The organism is Lewinella sp. W8, from assembly GCF_004375085.3.
Lineage (GTDB): Bacteria > Bacteroidota > Bacteroidia > Chitinophagales > Saprospiraceae > Neolewinella.
This window is the reverse complement of the sequence record NZ_SNAQ03000008.1, coordinates 142,072-160,105: the sequence shown is the minus strand read 5'-3', so window position 1 is coordinate 160,105 and position 18,034 is coordinate 142,072. Positions and strand designations below refer to the sequence as shown.

Below are 18,034 nucleotides of genomic sequence, written 5' to 3'. Positions count from 1 at the left end.
TAGTCTGTTAGTCTTTTGGTTAGCCGTGGTGGTTTAGCCATTGGAGGAGTTCGGTGCGGAAGGCCAGGGGGGCTTCGGCGAAGGGGACGTGACCTACTCCGGGAAGTACGGCGAGCTGGGCGTTGGGCAGCATCTTGGCGTAGGCTTGTTGGTGGTGAAAGGGAATGATGGGGTCGCGGTCTCCGGCGATAACCAGGGTGGGGTGTTCGATGCAGTGGTGTTCGTCCATGAGATTCATGTCCAGTAGGTACCGGAACCAGGCACGCTGGGCTTCGATGTCGTGCTGTTGGACGTTGGGGAAAATTCGCCGAATGGTGGGGTCGAGTTGTGGGTAGCGGAGCAGGGCGCGCCACTGGCGCGCGTAGGAGAGGGTGGCCAGTTTGAAGAAGGCCGGGTGGGTTTTCAGGGTGCGGAAGCCCATATGGAAAAGAGCCTTACGGAGCAGCTTCCCCTTGCTGAAAAACTGAAGAGCGCCTTCTAGTCCCCGGGCTCTGCCGGTCAGAAATCCGCCGATGGAAATCACCGACCTCACCCGGGCGGGGTATTTAGCCGCATAGTTGAGGGCCGCGAACCCGCCAACCGAGTATCCCGCGAGGTGAAAATCTCCTTCTGGTATTAACTCGTTGATTGCCCGGTCCATTAGCTCGGCGAGCAAATATTCATCTAAGGCGCTGGGGGTGGCCCGCCCGGAATAAGTGGAGGGAAAGTGGAAGGGCAGTCCAATAGAGAACCAGCTGCGTTCGTTCCTTATCTCCTCGTACATGGCGTCTTCCCAGAAGTTCACGCTCGCCGTCAGGCCGTGAATCCAGACCACCGGAAGCTTCGTGGGCGAGGGGTTGAGATGAGCAATGCCGGAAAGCCGGTGCCCTTGAAATTCCGCAAAAGAAAACGTATGTTTCGTCAGAATCGGTGATTTCGATCATGCAAATCCGGAAACCGGGCTCCTGGCCATGATTTCCATCAACACCCGAACGATTCACTACCGCAGTGGGTTCATAATAGACTACATTGCGTTTAAATGTTATAACCGATTACCATGCAAATAACCATCCATAAATCCGGAGAGCTGTCCGGCAACGCCAAGCGTGTCATCAACGAAAAACTCGAAAAGCTGGAAACCTTTTACGACCGCATTGAGCGGGCGGAAGTCTTCATTAAGGAGGACGACGGTACGGCGGCCAAGGGCCACAAAGTAGAGGTGAGACTCGCCATTCCCGGCAACGACCTCTTCGCCGAGCACACCGACGAGAGCATTGAGCGCGGCATCGCAGAAGTAGCGGAAGCCCTGCGCCGCCAGATTAGAAAGCACAAAGAAAAGAACGCTAACCACTAGTCAGGCCCCCTGACTTAGCGCTTAATCACGGCCCGCTCTTCCTCCGAAGGGCGGGCCGTCGTATGTTTGCCAAAATTCCCGCTCCATGCCACAAGCACTTCGCCAAACGGATTTCACCTTCGATCCTCCCGCCGAATTCTACCGCGGTAAAGTGCGGGACGTGTACCGCCGGGGAGACGAGCTGTTGATGGTGGCCTCCGACCGCATTTCGGCCTTCGACCACGTCCTGCCCCGGGCCATTCCCCACAAGGGACAGATCCTCAACCAAACGGCCAAACACTTCCTGGACGCCACCCGGGATATCTGTCCCAACTGGCTGGAGCGGAGTCCCGATCCCAACGTAGCCATCGGAAAAGCCTGTGAGCCCATCAAGGTGGAGATGGTCATCCGGGGGTACGTCGTGGGCCACGCCTGGCGCGAATATGCCGCCGGCGCGCAGGTGCTGTGCGGTGTGCCCTTGCCAGCCGGGCTGAAGGAGGCCGACGCCTTCCCGGAGCCCATCATCACCCCCGCCACCAAGGCCGAGGAGGGCCACGACGAAGACATCAGCCGGGAAGACATCATCGCCCGCGGAATCGTGGAGGAACGGATTTACGAGAAGCTGGAAAATTATACGCGTCGCCTCTTCAGCCGGGGCACGGCCATGGCCGCCGAACGCGGCCTCATCCTGGTGGACACCAAGTATGAGTTCGGCTTACTGGACGGAGAGATTTACCTCATCGACGAAATCCATACGCCGGACTCCAGCCGCTACTTCTACGCCGAAGGCTACACCGAGCGGCAGGCTAAGGGCGAACGGCAAAAGCAGTTGAGCAAGGAGTTCGTTCGGGAGTGGCTCATGGAAAACGGATTCCAGGGCAAGGAAGGCCAGCAAATGCCCGAAATGCCCGACAGCTTCGTCGAGCTGGTCTCCCAACGCTACGTAGAACTCTACGAGAAAGTGACGGGTAAGACCTTCGTGCCCGCCGACACGGAAAATATTGAAGCCAGGATCAAAGGAAATCTGTCCGGTACCGACTGGCGCGTAGTTGAGTAAACCCAGAAAGTGCAACGATGAAAATAATCTGTATCGGCCGCAATTACGCGGCCCACGCCGCCGAACTCGGTAACGAACGGCCGAGCCGTCCGGTGGTCTTCATGAAGCCGCCCACGGCCATCCTGCCGAACAACAAGCCCTTCTACTATCCGGAGTTCAGCGAAGACATCCACTTCGAGGTGGAACTGGTGGTGAAGGTGGCCAAAAACGGGCGGCACGTGCAGCCGGAATTTGCCATGGACTACGTGGCGGGCATCGGCCTGGGGATTGACTTTACGGCCCGTGACCTGCAGAGCCAGCTCAAGTTAAAGGGCCACCCCTGGGAAATCGCCAAGGGCTTCGATAACTCGGCTCCCCTCTCCCCCCAGTTCTTTGCGCCCGATGATTTTGCCGACCTGAACGACATCGAATTCGGCCTCCGCAAAAACGACGAGGAGGTACAGCACGGCCACAGCCGGAACATGCTGTTTCCGCTAACGGAGATCATCTGCTACGTCAGCCAGTATTTCCGCCTCCAGAAGGGTGACCTGATCTTCACCGGAACGCCCGAGGGCGTCGGCCCGGTGCAGCCGGGCGACGAACTGGTCGGCTTCCTGGTCACCAAAGACGGAGAGCAGGAAATGCTGCGCACCCGGGTGAAGTAAATGCTGCTCCGAGGCCCCGGTGAGATAGCTAAAAGCAGACTGTTCCGTGAATTATTCAATTGGCAATCAAACCCTTGAATCCTCTAGTAGCGGCAGGTAATTACCTGCCGCTACTGTGGGCCCCACTAACCTGCCGCGATTCCGCAGGAATCGCTGATGTAACCTCCCGGAACAACCTAGGCTAGAACTATCTCAGGTTTCCACAGACTGCATTACTCCAGGTCGGACAATAATTGATGGAAAATTACTTTCCCCGGAGGCAACCTTGCGGTCAACTAACGTGTTTTCCATCACGAAGGTCGGCCCACCCGGGCCGAGTCCCAACGGGGGCGTACCGGAATCGACAGGGAAGTAAGCTTTGTAGTAAGCATGCCGGAGCATGATGCGTTATCTCCGTAAAAATCTAAGCATTAACCTTTCTTAGTTGGCAACACCAGCTATGCTATGGCAGCCTAATTTAGGTTAGACTGTCTTCATACGCCGTACAGTTGAGGCTCCATACACATTGTGCCGCGTTCACCCTTTTGGGGCTGGCCGCCGATCCTGGTCTGAATCGGCGGTGAGATTAAGGACCTAAGGTGCTGTTTGAGAGGGTGACCAATCTCCCCCAGCACTCGAAAACCTGACTGGTCAATAAGCATGTAGAAAGCTGCCTTGCGCTTTCGCTGGACGCGAGTTCGACTCTCGCCGCCTCCACCAAAACAGTAGCCCCGATTTCCATGAGGAAGTTGGGGCTTTGTTGGTTTCAAGCAAAGGCTTTGATGATCAGAATTGATAAGCAACGTTAGCGGTAACGAAAGCAACGAATACTTGGGTATTGGTGGTGCTAAAAAACAAGTCAGATTGCCGGAAACTCCGAATTTCTCTTCCTCCCAACGGAACTTCATACATTAACTCAAAGGCCCAGGGACTATTACTCATCACGTACCTAAGGTTTCCGCTTATCCTTCCAGAAAAGTACGCATTGGCAGTGGCGTCGAACAGTTGACCAGAGAGGCCAATATCGGATGACCACCTTCCCGAGGTGTAGCTTAGGTCCGCCTGAAGATGTCCATTGTAAATAGCGTTACCTGGAATGATTCCGAAGCCGGAACGGTTGATTAGTAACGACCATCGGACATTTACTTCGTTGGTCAAGTGTTGCCTGAAGTCGCTTTGGAGGGAAGCAGTAGTAATTGGACTGACCACGTTTTGATCCACAATTACTGTCAGTTGTTGTCGTCTTTGGTAACTGGAAGTAACCGAAAATTTATTTTTGCCATTGTCTCGACGGAGAATTGCCGTCAAATTCCAGGCTTTAATCGGAGTGTTTGTAACTACGTAAGTTATTTTTCGATCTTGCCCTACAACTTCGAGTTGCGGAATAATGGAAGACCCTCCCTGCTGATCATATCCGGCTGAAATAGTATATCCATAACCCTTTATGGGGTTGTAATAGCGATAGCCTAAGGTGGCTTTATGTGTGGGTACGGGGGTGAGGCGTTCCAGACCGAATTGGTACGTCGTGAAGGAAGTCACAAGTGGAGACGCTGACAGGAAACTTAAACCTGGTGGGGTAACCGTAGATTTCCAGTTGGCTTCTACGGTACTCCCCGGCCCAGACCTGAATTGGAGCCTAAATTCTGGTAGTAAGAATTGATTAATTGATACGCGTTCCCCATTGTTTGCCCCACGGATTTGAGCTAGATGAAGTCGAAAAACAGTACTGGTTTCTCGCCATTTTACAACAGTACCGAAATGGGTGGAAAGTTCATGAAAGGCAACGACCCTTTGTTGACTAGGAAGAAGGCTACTATTGATCGATTGCTTCTGCTGAAGGTGTTCCCATTCCATCCCCTGCTCAAGGTAAACCTTGCGGTTGAGCTTATAATGGTAGAGATAATTTCCCCGAAAGTTTCTTCGGGTAGGAATGTTATCTTGATCAAATATAGTGGGTTCGATGCTCCCTGAAAGAAATAGTGAATTAAGGAAGGCGGTATCACTTGATAGCTTGAGGGTTTCTCGGTCTGACTGTTGACGTGCTGCGGCAACTATTTTCAGAATGTTGCCTTCTTTAGTTTGCTTGACTATCTCGGTTTTTAATTGACATTCGTAGGCCCCTACATCAAGTTGACTGGAGGACAATCGATTGCCAAAGTTAGAGCGGTAATTTTCAACAAGCAGGCTGGAATTTTGATTGCCTTGGAGCTGAGCATTGGTACGGATTACCAGTTGTTTGGGAAGTTTAGACGTCAAGGTTGCTCTTAGCATTCCGAACTGTTGACGTGCTGCCCTACTCAATGAAATAGCCTCATTTAGGTCTGTAATTGGGAAAACTGTCGTACTCCGCTGCCGGGTTGTCCACTTTTTTCTAGGCCCCAATGCATATACATCAAGGCTACTTTTTTTACCCACTTGTTGATTTACGCCGAGGGCGATAAGTTGGTTCTTACTGTCTTCGGCAAAACTTGGGGGTGATAGCCTTAAGCTCAGGTCCGATAATTCTTGAAACCCATTTCCACTAAGTAAATTATCCCCGCCAATTAGACGTAATATACTCTGAATGGAGAGCAATTCACGATTTACGTTATTACTACCCCCAAATAGGTAATTATTGGTATTCCGATTGAAGCGAAATATATCCGCCTGCACAAGGTGTCGGCCAGGTGTGCCGCCTCCGGCCATTGCTTCGCCGAAGTAAACATTTTTCCTATCCTCGCGAATAATTATGTTTAGTGCACGGCGCTTACGTGCTCCGGGATCTAGGGTGAAACCCAGTGGTTTGTAATCTTCTAGAACTTGAATACGAGCGATGGCATCTGCCGGTAAGCCCTTTAACGCTAATTCCCCGTCACCCCCAAAGAATGGCTTTCCTTCTACTAGTAGGGTGGTGACGTCTTGCCCTTGGTAGGTAACGCGCAAGTTTTGATCAATATCTAAGCCCGGCAATTTCTCAATCAAGTCCTTCAACTTCCGTTCCTTTCCGGTGTAGAAGGCCCGGGCGTTGTAGACTACTGTATCGGGGCGGTAGGATATTGGTGGAAGGGTGTCACGGACAACGATTTCCGCTAAGTCCATTACGGTTTTTGATAGTGTGATCGAAATTACCTGCTCATCTAATTGAGTCAATTTTAGTTGACTAGCATAGTTAGCATAGCCAAGTCTATTGACCATCAACTCATAATCAATGTTGGGATAAAGGGAAAGCATCGCTTGTCCTCGCTCATCTGTCCGATCAAAGATTATTTCTCCCGAAGTATTGTCTGTAGCCACCACCATGGCGTACTCAATGGGAGAACTGTCGAGGGAGTCAATCACGGTAAAGAAAACCGAGGCGGTCTGTCCAAACAAACCACTAATACCGGTAGTCATGAAAAAGATTACCGTAAGCAAACCAGACCTTAGTACGTTTGCTTCGGTGATCTTTTTCATGATTATGGTGCTAAGGGACAATTTAGAATCCTAGTAAATTTACGTCTACTGTTCTTGTTCGCACCTTTGCTTGGCATTATGTATGTGAGCCTGATAGACTAGTGGAGGGATGGTCGTTCCATAAGTATGATAATGATACAGGGCAATCCCGTCCGCATATCCCCTTGCATAGGCATCACAGTCTATGGGTAATTCAACGGCTTTTGTGGTATTTGGTAGAAGTACTACACAAAATAAAATAGAAAAAATGTATTTCATAAGAAGATTAGTTGTTTGGCCTACTCTGTTGATGGCGGTTTTCGGCAATAACCCGCTCCCCGGATTAGCTATTTGTTGCCCCGAATGGCCTTTACCTCGGCAGTAACCTTACTTAAAAAATCTTGTTTGCTCATTGTACCAACAGCTTTCGGAAGTTCTACGGAACAGTCTTCTGGAGCCGTGCTTTGCAGGTTCAAATCGACGGCCCTGAATCCACGATCTCTTCCCTCTTTTGATTGAATCTCTAACGCCAAAATCAAGCCAGGTAATCCATCGACTCCCCGTGGTCCGTAGGGGTAGGGTAATTCCGGAGCGTACCAAGCAAAAAGAATTTGGGGCGCATCTTTTTCTAACCTATTCTTAGGATGGTAGGTAGCGGTTGCTTCGTAAGTTACGTAATTCCCAATTTTCTTAGTTTTGCCTGTCTGACTCCATTCTAATGGCTCGTTTGGGTGGGTGATGTTCAACACACTTCCCATGTATTCAGATTGTGTGACCCTTCTGTTTTGCTGCTGATTGTAATACTCATATTTCCATGCTTCAGAAACCATAGTTGCGGCAGTCTCGTAATGAAACTTTTCATCAGAATTTTCTGGTATTGCATTGGGATCGAGGCTCCACAAAGATGCTTGTTGATCAAACGATAGTGTGAAGACGAGCCGGTTCATTGTAGCATTGATGCCTCGAAACATTGATCCATATTGGTTATACTTCTGCGGTGACTCCAATTCCATCTTCCGCAATCTCTGTTCCGCAATGGCGGAGTCAATGTAATATTGATACTCGACCTGGCCGCAGATTCCCTTTTCACCTTGGGCATTAAGAGTTGCGGATAAAATGAGCGCTAAGGAAAATAAAAATACCTTCATATTAATGAATTTAGTGGGGCCTATCTTTTGGATAACCCCTAAGCCTGGGGATCATTGCAATGGTTCAGTGCATTGGACCAAATCGTGTAGTATTCTAATGGGCTGAGATCTTCTCCTGTGGTATTATGATGGTAGTCGTTGTATCCGTCTGCTACCCCCGTGGCGTAATCGATGCACCTATCAACAATCACAGGCATGGCGAACAGAGTAAAGGAAATGAGAAAAAATAAGGAAAAGAATACCTTTTTCATAAGATAATACTTGTGCCTACTCTAGAAATATCGGTTTTCGGCTTTGCCCGATTCCCAGCTAAACTGCTAGAACGATAGCAAAAGTATTCTTCACCAGGGCAAATAAATTGCACACAACTGCCAACTATAATTTTTTATTAAAGAAATTGAACGAAACGAACACTGATGGATGATAGTAATAGGTGTTGCGCTTACGGCAATATCGGATGTCTATATCCCCCCCCCCTAGATTTCTGAGTTGATTTAGTAAATTTTTTACGGTTCTTGGACTTGTTTGAAGCTTGCTGGCGATATCCTTTGCGCATCCAGTGTTTTCTCGTTCAATTATTATGGCTAATCGCTCCAGCGTGATGAGGGTTTCATAAAAACTCATGGTCAAAAGGTAATGTGTTAATAAGGTTAAGGGTATATAATGTAATTGTCTAATGTAAGGATTTGGCGAGAATCTTGCAAATAGCCAGAGGATTGGCTGCCTCAGAGAACAGTAAAACCTGAAAAAATCGTTATGAAAAGCGTTAAGGTGGTCCTTCTAAATGGGCATCCATAGTAGATGGGGATGACATCATACACAATTTGCCCCCTACAACCACACCAGCAACGGCACCCCCCTTAATCTTCCTTCCACCACGGCGTTTTGTTCGTAGCCCCGGGCGACGTCGTGCAGCACGGAAAGGGGAATGTCGAAGACCAGAAAACCGGGTTCGTCGGGCCACTCCCCCTGCGGGTCCCGCCCCGTGGCGGGCAAAAAGTCCAGCCGGAACATGTTCAGCAGATCCCGGAGTTCGTTGAGCCGCTCGGTGTTTTTTTCGTCCGAAATCACCTGTGACCTGGGGTTGCAGGGAGTGATGAAAGCATAGTGAGAATGCCCGTGAGCCCGCAGCCAGGCGTCCAGTTTCGGGGCCGGATGACCGATTTTGAGGCAAAAATCTCCGGCCCAGTATTCGGCCCTCAGGTAGGCATCGTTGAGCTGCTGGTCGAACTCCTTCAAAGACTTGTCGTTATGTGGTGGGGACATCGGTCCGAGATATGTACCTTTGCGGCCCTAAAGTGGCCTTCACGCGACCCCAGATGCGGTGCGATGGCCCAAGTATAAGAAAAAAGCGCATTTATATGGAGATGGACAGAAGTACCATCGTTGGACTGGTCCTCATTTTGTTGCTGTTTGCGGTATGGCAGACGGTGATTGCCCCCAGTCCGGAAGAACTGGAAGCCCAACAACGTTACCAGGATTCGATTGCGGCGCTGAACGAAGCCGCCCTGCAAAGCCCGGAAGTGGCCGAGCCGACCTTCACGCCAACGGAACTCGAAGGCCTTAACGACAGTACCCTGCAGGCCCGCTTCAGCGATCAGTTTGGCGCCTTTGCGACGGCCGCCGCCGGTGCGGAGGAGGACGTCGTCGTGGAAAATGACCTGATGAAGGTGACCTTCTCCACCAGGGGCGGAACCATTCGTCAGGTGGAACTAAAAGAGTACGCCAAAATCATCGAGGACGAGGAGAAAAAGGAGGTCAAACTGCCCCTTTACCTCCTGGAAGACGACAAAAACCGTTTCGAATACGTGCTGCCGATCGCGGGCGTTTCCGGCGAGGGCATTCGCTCCAGCGACCTGTACTTCACCCCCACGGTGGAGGGCAATACCGTAACGATGCGGGCCAACGCCGTCGGTGGTGGATACTTCGAGCAGAAGTACACCCTGACCGACGGTACCTACCTGATGGACTACGACCTGCGGTTTGAGGGACTGAACCGCGTGCTGGCCAACCAGGACGGCCAGATTCGCCTGCACTGGGAAAACTACCTCGATAAGATCGAGAAGAACGCCCAGTACGAAGCCAACCAGTCTACCGTCTACTTCAAGCCGGTCGAGGACGATTCCGACTACTGCTCCTGTACGAGTTCCGATACGGAAGAACTGGAGGAGCAGCGACTGAAGTGGGTGGCGGGCTCCCAGCAGTTCTTTACCTCCGCCCTGATTGCCGACGAAGCCTTCCGGGGTGGGGAAGTAGCCACCGAAACCTTTGACGGGGAGGGATCCGACCTCAAGAAACTGGTGGTGGACATCAACGTGCCGGTGGGTAACTCCGCCTCCGAAGGGTTCAATATGTCCTTCTACGTTGGCCCCAACGAGTTTGACCGCCTGGCCGCCATCGGCCACGACATGACGGACGTAATTTCCTTCGGTCGCTCCATCTTCGGGGCCATCAACCGCTGGATCATTCGTCCGATCTTCAATTTCCTGTCCGGCTTCATCAGCAACAAGGGTATCGCCATTCTGGTACTGACGCTGTTCGTGAAAATCCTCGTGTACCCGCTGACGTACAAGATGCTGGTGAGCCAGTCGAAGATGCAGGTGCTCAAGCCCGAGATCGAAAAGATGAAGGCCAAGCACAAGGACGATTCCCAGGCGCAGCAGGTGGAAACGATGAAGATGTACCAGGAATACGGCGCCAGTCCGCTCGGCGGCTGTTTACCGATGTTCCTGCAGATGCCGATCTGGTTTGCCCTGTACCGCTTCTTCCCGGCCAGTATTGAATTCCGGCAGGAGAACTTCCTCTGGGCCACGGACCTGTCGACCTACGACACCATCACGCGGATTCCGGAGTGGATTCCCTTCATGCAGGGGCACCTCAGCCTTTTCGCCATCTTGTGGGCACTCACGACGGTCATCTACGCCTACTACAACAGCCGCCACATGGACTACAGCGCTCAGCCCATGATGAAGTACTTCCAGTACGTCATGCCGCTGCTGTTCCTCGGCTTCTTCAACAGCTTTGCCTCCGGACTTACGGCTTACCTGTTTTTCTCCAACCTGTTCAACATCAGCCAGACGATCATCACGAAGAATTTCCTGATCGACCAGGAAAAACTGCGGGAGAAGCTGGAGGCGAACAAGAAAAAACCGAAGAAGAGTTCTGGCTTCACGGCCCGGCTGCAGGAAGCGCTCAAGGAGCAGCAGCGGCAGCAGGCCCAACAACAGCAGAAGAAGGGCAAGAAGTAAACGCCCCGATGTTTTTTGGTCAGTGTAGGTTCCTTTTGGGGGCGGAGCCCAGGTGCAGTGCGCTGCCCGGGGCAATGATTCGCCAACGAAAAGGACCAAAATGGCTGACCCTGCGTTAGAGTATTACAGACCACTGAATATGTATATGCGAGTAATTTTGTTCCTCGGGCTAACGGTTGCCCTGTCTGCCTGTCAACGTGAAGCTACGGATCCCACGGACACGGCCCCGTTTGTGACCACGGCACCTGCGCCTGCGCCCGCTAATTCTACCGCTCCTCCCAAGGACATGAACGGCCTGGCCCGCCCCGCCGATCAGGCCGGTCTGGAGCCCATGGACAAGCGCGCCAACATGGCCCCGGAAGACAAAATTCGCGGTGAGGTAGGCACCCCCGAAGACGCCAATAAAATGGTACGGGAGGCCAAGAAAAAGGCTCTTGAAGCCAAGGGGAACACCACGGCCACCCAACCCAAAGCTGCGGAAGTCCCCTCACCCACCTCCGTAAACGAAACCATGATGGCGGAGAAAATCGAACAGGCTCCGGTGGTGACCCTGCAGAAAATGCCCTGCTTCGGGGATTGTGAGCGCTACACCCTCACGGTGTACGCCGACGGACGGATGCTCCTGGACGCCAAAAAGGGACTCGACCGGGTCGGCGACTACGAGCGAACCCTCTTCACCACCGACACCCGGGACCTTCTGCAGCAACTGGCCGAACTACAGCAAATGGACCTTAACCATACCTACCCGGAAGAGGAGGTGGTGGATATTCCCGCCACGGTGGTCACGCTACGCGATGAGGAAGGAAACTTCCGCAAGGTCACCGTCTACGGTGATGCCCCCGAGAAACTTGCCGAGCTCATCGCCCAGTTGGAGGAGATGGCTCGCGAAGGTTTCTGGCAAAAAACCATGCGCTAATTCCCGCGTTTTTTCCTATTATCACCATTATCCATTAAGCAACACCCAGTATGGCTGATCATAAGATCATCTTTTCGATGGAGCGTGTCTCCAAGACTTTCCCCGGTGCCAACAAAAAGGTCCTCAACAACATTTGGCTGAGTTTTTATTACGGCGCCAAAATTGGGGTACTGGGGCTCAACGGCTCCGGTAAGTCGACCCTGCTCAAGATCATTGCGGGAGTAGACAAGAACTTTGAGGGGCACGTGGTTTTTGACGGCGATTACAAAATCGGCTACCTGGAACAGGAGCCACAGCTGGCGGAAGGTAAAACCGTGCGGGAAATTGCCGAGGAAGGCGTGCAGGAGACGGTAGACCTGATGAAGGAATACGACGAGGTGAACCTCAAGTTTGCCGAGCCGATGAGCGACGACGAAATGACGAAGCTCATCGAGCGGCAGGGCGTCCTGATGGAGGAGCTGGAAAACCGCAACGCCTGGGAGCTGGAAAACCGCATCAATACGGCCCTGGAGGCCCTGCGTTGTCCACCCGATGACGCCAAGGTGGAACTGCTGTCCGGCGGGGAGCGCCGCCGGGTAGCCCTGGCGCGGCTGCTGCTGAGCAACCCGGATGTTCTCCTCCTGGACGAGCCGACCAACCACCTGGACGCCGAGTCCGTCCACTGGCTGGAGCAATACCTGCAGAGCTTCCCCGGTACGGTCATCGCCGTGACCCACGACCGCTACTTCCTGGATAACGTGGCGGGTTGGATTCTGGAACTCGATCGCGGCGAGGGCATTCCCTGGGAGGGGAACTACTCGAGCTGGCTGGACCAGAAAGCCCAGCGCCTGGCGCAGGAAGAAAAGCAGGAAAGCAAACGACAGAAGACCCTCAAGCGGGAGCTGGAGTGGATTCGGATGGCCCCCAAGGCTAAGCAAAGCAAGGGTAAGGCGCGTCTGAACGCCTACGACAAACTGGCCGGAGAAGAGGGGAAAGAACGGGAGAAGAACCTCGAAATTTACATTCCCCCCGGTCCACGGCTGGGTGATTCCGTCATTGAAGTCAAAGACCTAACGAAAGGGTTTGGCGATCGGCTGTTGTTCGAGGATGCCACCTTTACCATCCCGAAAAACGCCATTGTGGGTATTCTTGGACCGAATGGTGTCGGAAAGTCAACTTTCTTCCGGATGCTGGTCGGAGAGCAGGAGCCCGACAAGGGAGACATCAAGATCGGAGATACCGTCCAGATCAGTTACGTGGACCAGAGCCACCGGGAACTGCAGGAAAAGGATAAGACCATTTACGACGTGGTATCCCGGGGACACGACTTCATTGAAGTGGGCAGCACCCAGGTGAACGCCCGGGCCTACCTGAGTCGGTTCAACTTTGCCGGTGCCGATCAGCAAAAGAAAGTGGGTATGCTTTCCGGCGGGGAACGCAACCGCCTGCAACTGGCCATGACCCTGCGGGAGGGAGGCAACGTCCTGCTCCTGGACGAACCCACTAACGACATTGACGTCAATACCCTCCGGGCGCTGGAAGATGCGCTCGACAGCTTTGCTGGATGTGTGCTGGTGATCAGCCACGACCGCTGGTTCATTGACCGCCTGGCCACCCACATCCTCAGTTTCGAAGACGAGGGACAGATTCAGTTCTTCGAGGGGAACTACAGTCAGTACGAAGCCGCTAAGCGCGAACGACTGGGCGACGTTACTCCGAAGCGACCACGGTTTAAGAACGTGATTAACCGGTAGGGGAGGAGTGGTTTATTGGTATTTTCGTCTGTTAGTCTGTTAGTCTGTTAGTCTGTTAGTATTTTAGTCTGTTAGCGGGTAGTAGATAAGTGGAGGAAAGAATCCTTGCTGGGTGCGCTTGTCTGGCACCTAACGACTACAATACTAACAGCCTGAAGCACAACTACCTGCCGCCTGCACTACCTGCTACCCAATACCGTACAATACTACTACCTCCGATTGGTCTTCAGCCAAAAGTTGATGATGTGTTCCATGGCGGCCCGGTACTTGGCGGGGATGGTTGGCTTATGGACGTAGGCCGTGGCGCCGAGGGAGTAGGCCTCGTCAATTTCTTCCTGATCTTCGGAGGAGGAGAACATCACAATGGGAAAGGGGGCACGCTCTCCCCGGGTACTGATTCCCTTCAGGACACCGAAGCCGTCAATTCTGGGCATATGGAGGTCCATAATGGCCAGACTGATGCCGCGTACGGGGCGATTTTTCTCGTAAAAATCCAGGAAATGTGCTCCGTCGCGCAAACGGATAACCTCAATCGACTTGTCGATTTGACGCAGGGTGCGCGTGGCAAGGGCGGCCTCGAGGGCATCGTCCTCAATCAATAGGACGCGGTGGGATTTCATCGCAGCTTTCTGTAAATCGGTTGAGAAACACAATACCGGGATGCCTGAGGTAGGGCACATCGGATTTGTCCTTCCCGCAAGGGATGGGATTATAACAGCTGCAAGTTAAGGAAATTGCGTCAGAACGCTGAAGTTGCCCCAACATTTACCGGAAGCCGGATGGTGAAGGTGGCGCCCTTACCCAGTTTTCCGTCGGCTTCGATGGAGCCGCCCAGGTTGCGCATGATCCGGTGAACGGAAGCCAGTCCCACCCCGGTGCCCGGAATGTCGTCTTCCACGTAGAGTCGGCTGAACAGCTTAAAGAGCTTGTCGGCGTAGAGAGGGTCGAAGCCAATACCATTGTCCGAGAAGCTGATGATGTGCTGGGCCTCCTGGAGGTAGTAATTGATTTTGATGACCGCCCGCTGACGGGTACTGGAGTACTTGATGGCGTTGGACAGGAGGTTCTGTAGTACCTGTTCAATGAGCGTGGCGTCGGTGTAAATGGCGGGGAAGTCGTCGCGCTCGATGACCAGTTCTGGAGCCTGTTGCTCGGTCTGGCGGGTACCGTCGATCAGCTTGTCCAGCATGGCCTCCACGTTAACCTCCGACATTTCGGGGACGTAGCGCTGGTTACGGCTCAGCAAGAGCAGACCATCGATCATCATGCTCAGCTTGGCGGCGGATTGTTCGACGTAATCTAGGTACACTTCCCGGTCTTCCGCGCTGGCGTCGGCTTCCTCCCGGATGATTTCGGCGAAGCTGGCGATGTGGCGTACCGGGGCCCGCAGGTCGTGGGCTACACTGTACATAAAAGACTTCAACTCCTCATTGACCTGACGCCGCTGCTCCTCGAGGAGTTTGACGTCGTTGATGTCCATGATCATCCCGATGATTTGCTCGGGGCCGGCCTCGGGTTGATAGCGCTTGGCGCTGGCCCGAAACCAACGGTATTCCCCCGCCTGGTTAAGGTAGCGGAATTCCAGGTGAGCCCCCGGAGTAGTGGGGAAGATGTTGAGGGGCATGTCTTCCCGGCTGGGCAGGTCCGTTACGGACCGGGCTGCCGGGTTTTCTGTCGTTTCGGGAGCATCGTGCGGTTCTGGCTGATTTTCCAGACGATCTTCGGCCCGGTCGAGGGCAACGGTGAGATCGTCGGGGTGAATCTGTTCCAGGAACTGCCGGTAGGAGGGCGGCATGCCGATGTCGCCGTACCCGAGGATATCGGCCAATTGCTCGGAGATGTACATGTAGTCACCAGCCACGTTTTGCCGGACAAAGATGCCCGCCTCAGCTGCTTCAGTTATCTCAGAAACAATGAAGTTAAATCGGCGGACTTCCGCCAGGTGTAGGTTTACTTCGGCTTCGCTAACGGCCAATTGCCTTTTCAGGCTGGCCACCAACGGGGAATCATCCCTGCCGGGTTGAGAGGTCGTCATTTCAATTTCAAGTAAGTCGCTATAGAGAGTAGTACTACGAATGTAACGAATACTCGTGCCCCCGGCAAGAATCTCCAGAATGGATGATGGAAAGGCAGAATTATTGACGGGAGTGGCAAAATAAATCGTCCGCGTATGACGTTTATCTCGGTTTTCGGTGGGCCTTACGCTTCTTCCCGCAGTCGCCAGGGTGGGTTTTTTCGGTCCTCTCCCGCCCAAAACAGGACGATCAGATTGCCGTCGGGATCCCGGAGTCTGGCTTCCCGCCACCGCCACGGTTGATCCGTGGGGAGGAGGTCAAATTTGTGGCCTAATTGCCGTAGTCGGGCCACCTCCTGATCGAGTTCCCGGGTCTCGAAGTACACCATGACACCTGCGCTCAATTCGGGCGCATTTTCCACCTGGTGCAGGGAAAAGGTGGCGGTGCCCCGGGGGCATTCAAAGCGGGCGTAGTGGGGCAGGGCCCGCACAATCAGCCTTAACCCCAGATCAAGGTAGAAGGGAATGCTCAGGTTGAGATCGCGGGAGGGTAGGGTGACTTGATTCAGGTCCATGGCCTAAAGGTACGGTGGGGGCAAGAGCCGTGAAGCGAAGCGGAATAGCCGGCTTCGCCGGTGCAGTTGCCGGACGGGGAGTTCCCCGGAGTTTACCCAACTATGGCATAGCTTTTACTGAAAGGGGAACTGCATTCGAGAATGTTGCTGTAACATTGCAACATGAATTTCGAGCAACGTATTCCCCGCGAAACTTCCGCCGAACTGTTTGAGGAAGCCAAAACCTATTTTCCCGGAGGGGTGAACTCCCCGGTGCGTGCCTTTCGCAGCGTCAGCGGTCCGCCGCTCTTCATCCGTGAAGGAAAGGGGAGTCGGATGACCGACGAGGACGGAAATACCTACCTGGATTTTTGTTGCTCGTGGGGGCCGCTCATTCACGGCCACGATAACGACCACATCCGGGAGGAGGTGATGAAGACGGTGGCGAAGGGCACCAGCTTCGGAACGCCTAACCGGCTCGGAAATCAACTGGGAAAACTTATCCTGGATAATCACCCCTACGTGGAGCGTATTCGCTTCGTGAGTTCCGGGACCGAAGCCGTCATGTCGGCCCTGCGGCTGGCCCGGGGCGTGACGGGGCGCTCCAAGATCATCAAGTTTGACGGCTGTTACCACGGTCACGTAGACAGCTTGCTGGTCAAGGCGGGCTCGGGACTGGCGACCTTCGGAACCAGCTCTTCGGCTGGCGTCCCGGAAGAGGTTGCCCGGGATACGATTGTCCTCCCCCTTAATGACCGGGACTTGCTGGAGGCCACGCTGAGCGAACACGCCAACGAAATTGCCTGCATCATTGTGGAGCCCGTGCCGGCCAACAACGGCCTGCTGATTCAGGATCCCAGCTGGCTGCAGTGTCTGCGCATAAAGGCCTGGAAGCACAATGTGCTGCTGATCTTCGACGAGGTAATCTCCGGGTTCCGGGTGGGCTTTGCCGGAGCGGCCGGTTACTACGACGTTCAGCCGGACATCATCACCTTCGGTAAAGTCATCGGAGGAGGATTCCCGGTGGGGGCGTACGCAGCGAGTGCCGAAATCATGGACCACATCGCGCCGGTGGGTCCCGTGTATCAGGCCGGTACCCTGAGTGCCAACCCCGTAGCAATGGCCGCCGGTAAGGCGGCCCTGGAACAATGCCTGGCACCGGGATTCTACGAACGGCAGGCGGAAAAAACCGAGCGGATGGCCCGGGCCATCGAAGCCCACGCCAACGAACGGGGGTACCCCATGCACGTGCCCCGCATCGGGTCCATCTTCTGGCTCGCCTTCGGTAAGGACCGCATCACCCGGGCCGATCAGATTGATCCGGAGAGCATGCACTATTTCAAAGTCGTCCACCACGAGCTGTTACAGGAAGGCGTTTATCTCGGTCCTAGTGGGTACGAGGTGGGCTTCGTGTCCAGCGCCCACACGGAGGCGGACCTGGAGGAGGCCGTTACCAAAATTTGTGCCGCGCTGGACGTCGCTTTCGGGTAGACAAAGCGTAATTTTTTCGGGTTAAACAACTGAAATAGAAAATATTACGTTCTTCGGGAAAGCCCGCCCATGTCTTTCCCGCAACGATCGGTACTGTTGTTTTCCCTCTGTCTGGGTTTTGCCGTGTCGCTGTCCGCGCAAACGTCCACGAGTTCGCCCACCGACGAGGACCGCATGATCAGTATCTTCTTTGGCGGCGGTAGTTATTACATCGACGGCGTACAGGCGCAGCGGTTACGGGAGTTTTTGGACGAGATTCCCGCCCTGGAAGGCTACGAAATTGAGGTGCAGGGCCACACCGACGACATCGGCAACCGGGCCTATAATTTGCGGCTTTCGGAGTTCCGGGCCCGGGCGGTGATCGACCTCCTGCACCAGTATCCCATCCCGCCGGAGATCATCGATATGGTCCCCCTGGGGGAAGATGCCCCCAGTTTCGATAACGCCACCTGGAACGGAAAGCTCAACAACCGACGGGTGGACGTGATTTTGAAGCGGGTGTTGTTTTGAGGTGTCACGTGTTATCA

Annotated in this window: 15 protein-coding genes and 1 other RNA gene; 9 read left to right on the top strand and 7 right to left on the bottom strand. The window is 53.7% G+C overall.

What is annotated here, in order from left to right:
- Nucleotides 1-19: 19 nt before the first annotated feature.
- Entirely contained in the window at nucleotides 20-814 is a 795-nt protein-coding gene (locus E1J53_RS11010) for an alpha/beta fold hydrolase (protein WP_173021447.1), read from the bottom strand.
- Between the two features lie 222 nt (nucleotides 815-1,036).
- Here E1J53_RS11010 and raiA point away from each other — a divergent pair, with 222 nt between their 5' ends.
- The 4 genes from raiA to ssrA all read left to right on the top strand — a co-directional run bounded on the left by raiA (nucleotide 1,037) and on the right by ssrA (nucleotide 3,712).
- The gene (raiA, locus tag E1J53_RS11005) at nucleotides 1,037-1,333 is read left to right on the top strand and encodes a ribosome-associated translation inhibitor RaiA (RefSeq protein ID WP_134270568.1); all 297 of its coding nucleotides are present in this window, start codon (nucleotides 1,037-1,039) and stop codon (nucleotides 1,331-1,333) included.
- An 85-nt stretch (nucleotides 1,334-1,418) separates the two neighbouring features.
- Nucleotides 1,419-2,369, top strand: coding sequence for a phosphoribosylaminoimidazolesuccinocarboxamide synthase (locus E1J53_RS11000; protein WP_134270567.1), 951 nt, complete (start codon nucleotides 1,419-1,421; stop codon nucleotides 2,367-2,369).
- A gap of 17 nt (nucleotides 2,370-2,386) precedes the next feature.
- A complete protein-coding gene (locus E1J53_RS10995) occupies nucleotides 2,387-3,013 on the top strand; it encodes a fumarylacetoacetate hydrolase family protein (RefSeq protein ID WP_134270566.1) in 627 nt (208 codons plus the stop codon).
- 325 nt (nucleotides 3,014-3,338) lie between these two features.
- Nucleotides 3,339-3,712: a transfer-messenger RNA gene (ssrA, locus tag E1J53_RS10990) on the top strand.
- A gap of 66 nt (nucleotides 3,713-3,778) precedes the next feature.
- On the opposite strand, the gene E1J53_RS10985 is transcribed toward ssrA, so the two are convergent.
- The 3 genes from E1J53_RS10985 to E1J53_RS10975 form a co-directional block, all read right to left on the bottom strand.
- A complete protein-coding gene (locus E1J53_RS10985; protein ID WP_134270565.1) occupies nucleotides 3,779-6,424 on the bottom strand; it encodes a hypothetical protein in 2,646 nt (881 codons plus the stop codon).
- A 326-nt stretch (nucleotides 6,425-6,750) separates the two neighbouring features.
- Nucleotides 6,751-7,551 carry a GLPGLI family protein gene (locus E1J53_RS10980; protein ID WP_134270564.1) on the bottom strand — a complete coding sequence of 267 codons (801 nt, stop codon included), beginning with the start codon at nucleotides 7,549-7,551 and terminating at the stop codon, nucleotides 6,751-6,753.
- Between the two features lie 831 nt (nucleotides 7,552-8,382).
- Nucleotides 8,383-8,817, bottom strand: coding sequence for a DUF3293 domain-containing protein (locus tag E1J53_RS10975; protein WP_134270563.1), 435 nt, complete (start codon nucleotides 8,815-8,817; stop codon nucleotides 8,383-8,385).
- Nucleotides 8,818-8,918: 101 nt separating this feature from the next.
- Here E1J53_RS10975 and yidC point away from each other — a divergent pair, with 101 nt between their 5' ends.
- From yidC to ettA, 3 genes are all read left to right on the top strand, one after another.
- Nucleotides 8,919-10,799 (top strand): membrane protein insertase YidC, encoded by a 1,881-nt coding sequence (yidC, locus tag E1J53_RS10970; RefSeq protein WP_253931458.1) that lies wholly within the window; start codon nucleotides 8,919-8,921, stop codon nucleotides 10,797-10,799.
- A gap of 145 nt (nucleotides 10,800-10,944) precedes the next feature.
- Nucleotides 10,945-11,715, top strand: coding sequence for a DUF6438 domain-containing protein (locus E1J53_RS10965; RefSeq protein WP_134270561.1), 771 nt, complete (start codon nucleotides 10,945-10,947; stop codon nucleotides 11,713-11,715).
- Between the two features lie 50 nt (nucleotides 11,716-11,765).
- On the top strand, nucleotides 11,766-13,448 hold the full coding sequence (gene ettA, locus E1J53_RS10960; RefSeq protein ID WP_134270560.1) for an energy-dependent translational throttle protein EttA: 1,683 nt from the start codon (nucleotides 11,766-11,768) through the stop codon (nucleotides 13,446-13,448).
- 209 nt (nucleotides 13,449-13,657) lie between these two features.
- Here ettA and E1J53_RS10955 read toward each other — a convergent pair whose 3' ends face one another.
- The 3 genes from E1J53_RS10955 to E1J53_RS10945 form a co-directional block, all read right to left on the bottom strand.
- The gene (locus tag E1J53_RS10955) at nucleotides 13,658-14,068 is read right to left on the bottom strand and encodes a response regulator (RefSeq protein WP_173021446.1); all 411 of its coding nucleotides are present in this window, start codon (nucleotides 14,066-14,068) and stop codon (nucleotides 13,658-13,660) included.
- A 119-nt stretch (nucleotides 14,069-14,187) separates the two neighbouring features.
- A complete protein-coding gene (locus E1J53_RS10950; RefSeq protein ID WP_134270558.1) occupies nucleotides 14,188-15,483 on the bottom strand; it encodes an ATP-binding protein in 1,296 nt (431 codons plus the stop codon).
- A gap of 164 nt (nucleotides 15,484-15,647) precedes the next feature.
- Nucleotides 15,648-16,037, bottom strand: a complete 390-nt coding sequence (locus E1J53_RS10945; RefSeq protein ID WP_134270557.1) for a VOC family protein — start codon at nucleotides 16,035-16,037, stop codon at nucleotides 15,648-15,650.
- A 162-nt stretch (nucleotides 16,038-16,199) separates the two neighbouring features.
- Here E1J53_RS10945 and hemL point away from each other — a divergent pair, with 162 nt between their 5' ends.
- Together hemL and E1J53_RS10935 are read left to right on the top strand one after the other, a co-directional pair.
- The gene (hemL, locus tag E1J53_RS10940; protein ID WP_134270556.1) at nucleotides 16,200-17,507 is read left to right on the top strand and encodes a glutamate-1-semialdehyde 2,1-aminomutase; all 1,308 of its coding nucleotides are present in this window, start codon (nucleotides 16,200-16,202) and stop codon (nucleotides 17,505-17,507) included.
- 69 nt (nucleotides 17,508-17,576) lie between these two features.
- Complete coding sequence (locus E1J53_RS10935) at nucleotides 17,577-18,017, top strand: OmpA family protein (RefSeq protein WP_134270555.1); 441 nt, start codon at nucleotides 17,577-17,579, stop codon at nucleotides 18,015-18,017.
- The last annotated feature ends 17 nt before the right edge of the window (nucleotides 18,018-18,034 follow it).

Excerpts from the sequence above, each read along its gene's own strand:
- raiA (WP_134270568.1), top strand. The coding sequence starts at position 1,037 with ATGCAAATAACCATCCATAAATCCGGAGAGCTGTCCGGCAACGCCAAG.
- E1J53_RS11000 (WP_134270567.1), top strand. The coding sequence starts at position 1,419 with ATGCCACAAGCACTTCGCCAAACGGATTTCACCTTCGATCCTCCCGCC.
- E1J53_RS10995 (WP_134270566.1), top strand. The coding sequence starts at position 2,387 with ATGAAAATAATCTGTATCGGCCGCAATTACGCGGCCCACGCCGCCGAA.
- E1J53_RS10985 (WP_134270565.1), bottom strand. The coding sequence starts at position 6,424 with ATGAAAAAGATCACCGAAGCAAACGTACTAAGGTCTGGTTTGCTTACG.
- E1J53_RS10980 (WP_134270564.1), bottom strand. The coding sequence starts at position 7,551 with ATGAAGGTATTTTTATTTTCCTTAGCGCTCATTTTATCCGCAACTCTT.
- E1J53_RS10975 (WP_134270563.1), bottom strand. The coding sequence starts at position 8,817 with ATGTCCCCACCACATAACGACAAGTCTTTGAAGGAGTTCGACCAGCAG.
- yidC (WP_253931458.1), top strand. The coding sequence starts at position 8,919 with ATGGACAGAAGTACCATCGTTGGACTGGTCCTCATTTTGTTGCTGTTT.
- E1J53_RS10965 (WP_134270561.1), top strand. The coding sequence starts at position 10,945 with ATGCGAGTAATTTTGTTCCTCGGGCTAACGGTTGCCCTGTCTGCCTGT.
- ettA (WP_134270560.1), top strand. The coding sequence starts at position 11,766 with ATGGCTGATCATAAGATCATCTTTTCGATGGAGCGTGTCTCCAAGACT.
- E1J53_RS10955 (WP_173021446.1), bottom strand. The coding sequence starts at position 14,068 with ATGAAATCCCACCGCGTCCTATTGATTGAGGACGATGCCCTCGAGGCC.
- E1J53_RS10950 (WP_134270558.1), bottom strand. The coding sequence starts at position 15,483 with ATGACGACCTCTCAACCCGGCAGGGATGATTCCCCGTTGGTGGCCAGC.
- E1J53_RS10945 (WP_134270557.1), bottom strand. The coding sequence starts at position 16,037 with ATGGACCTGAATCAAGTCACCCTACCCTCCCGCGATCTCAACCTGAGC.
- hemL (WP_134270556.1), top strand. The coding sequence starts at position 16,200 with ATGAATTTCGAGCAACGTATTCCCCGCGAAACTTCCGCCGAACTGTTT.
- E1J53_RS10935 (WP_134270555.1), top strand. The coding sequence starts at position 17,577 with ATGTCTTTCCCGCAACGATCGGTACTGTTGTTTTCCCTCTGTCTGGGT.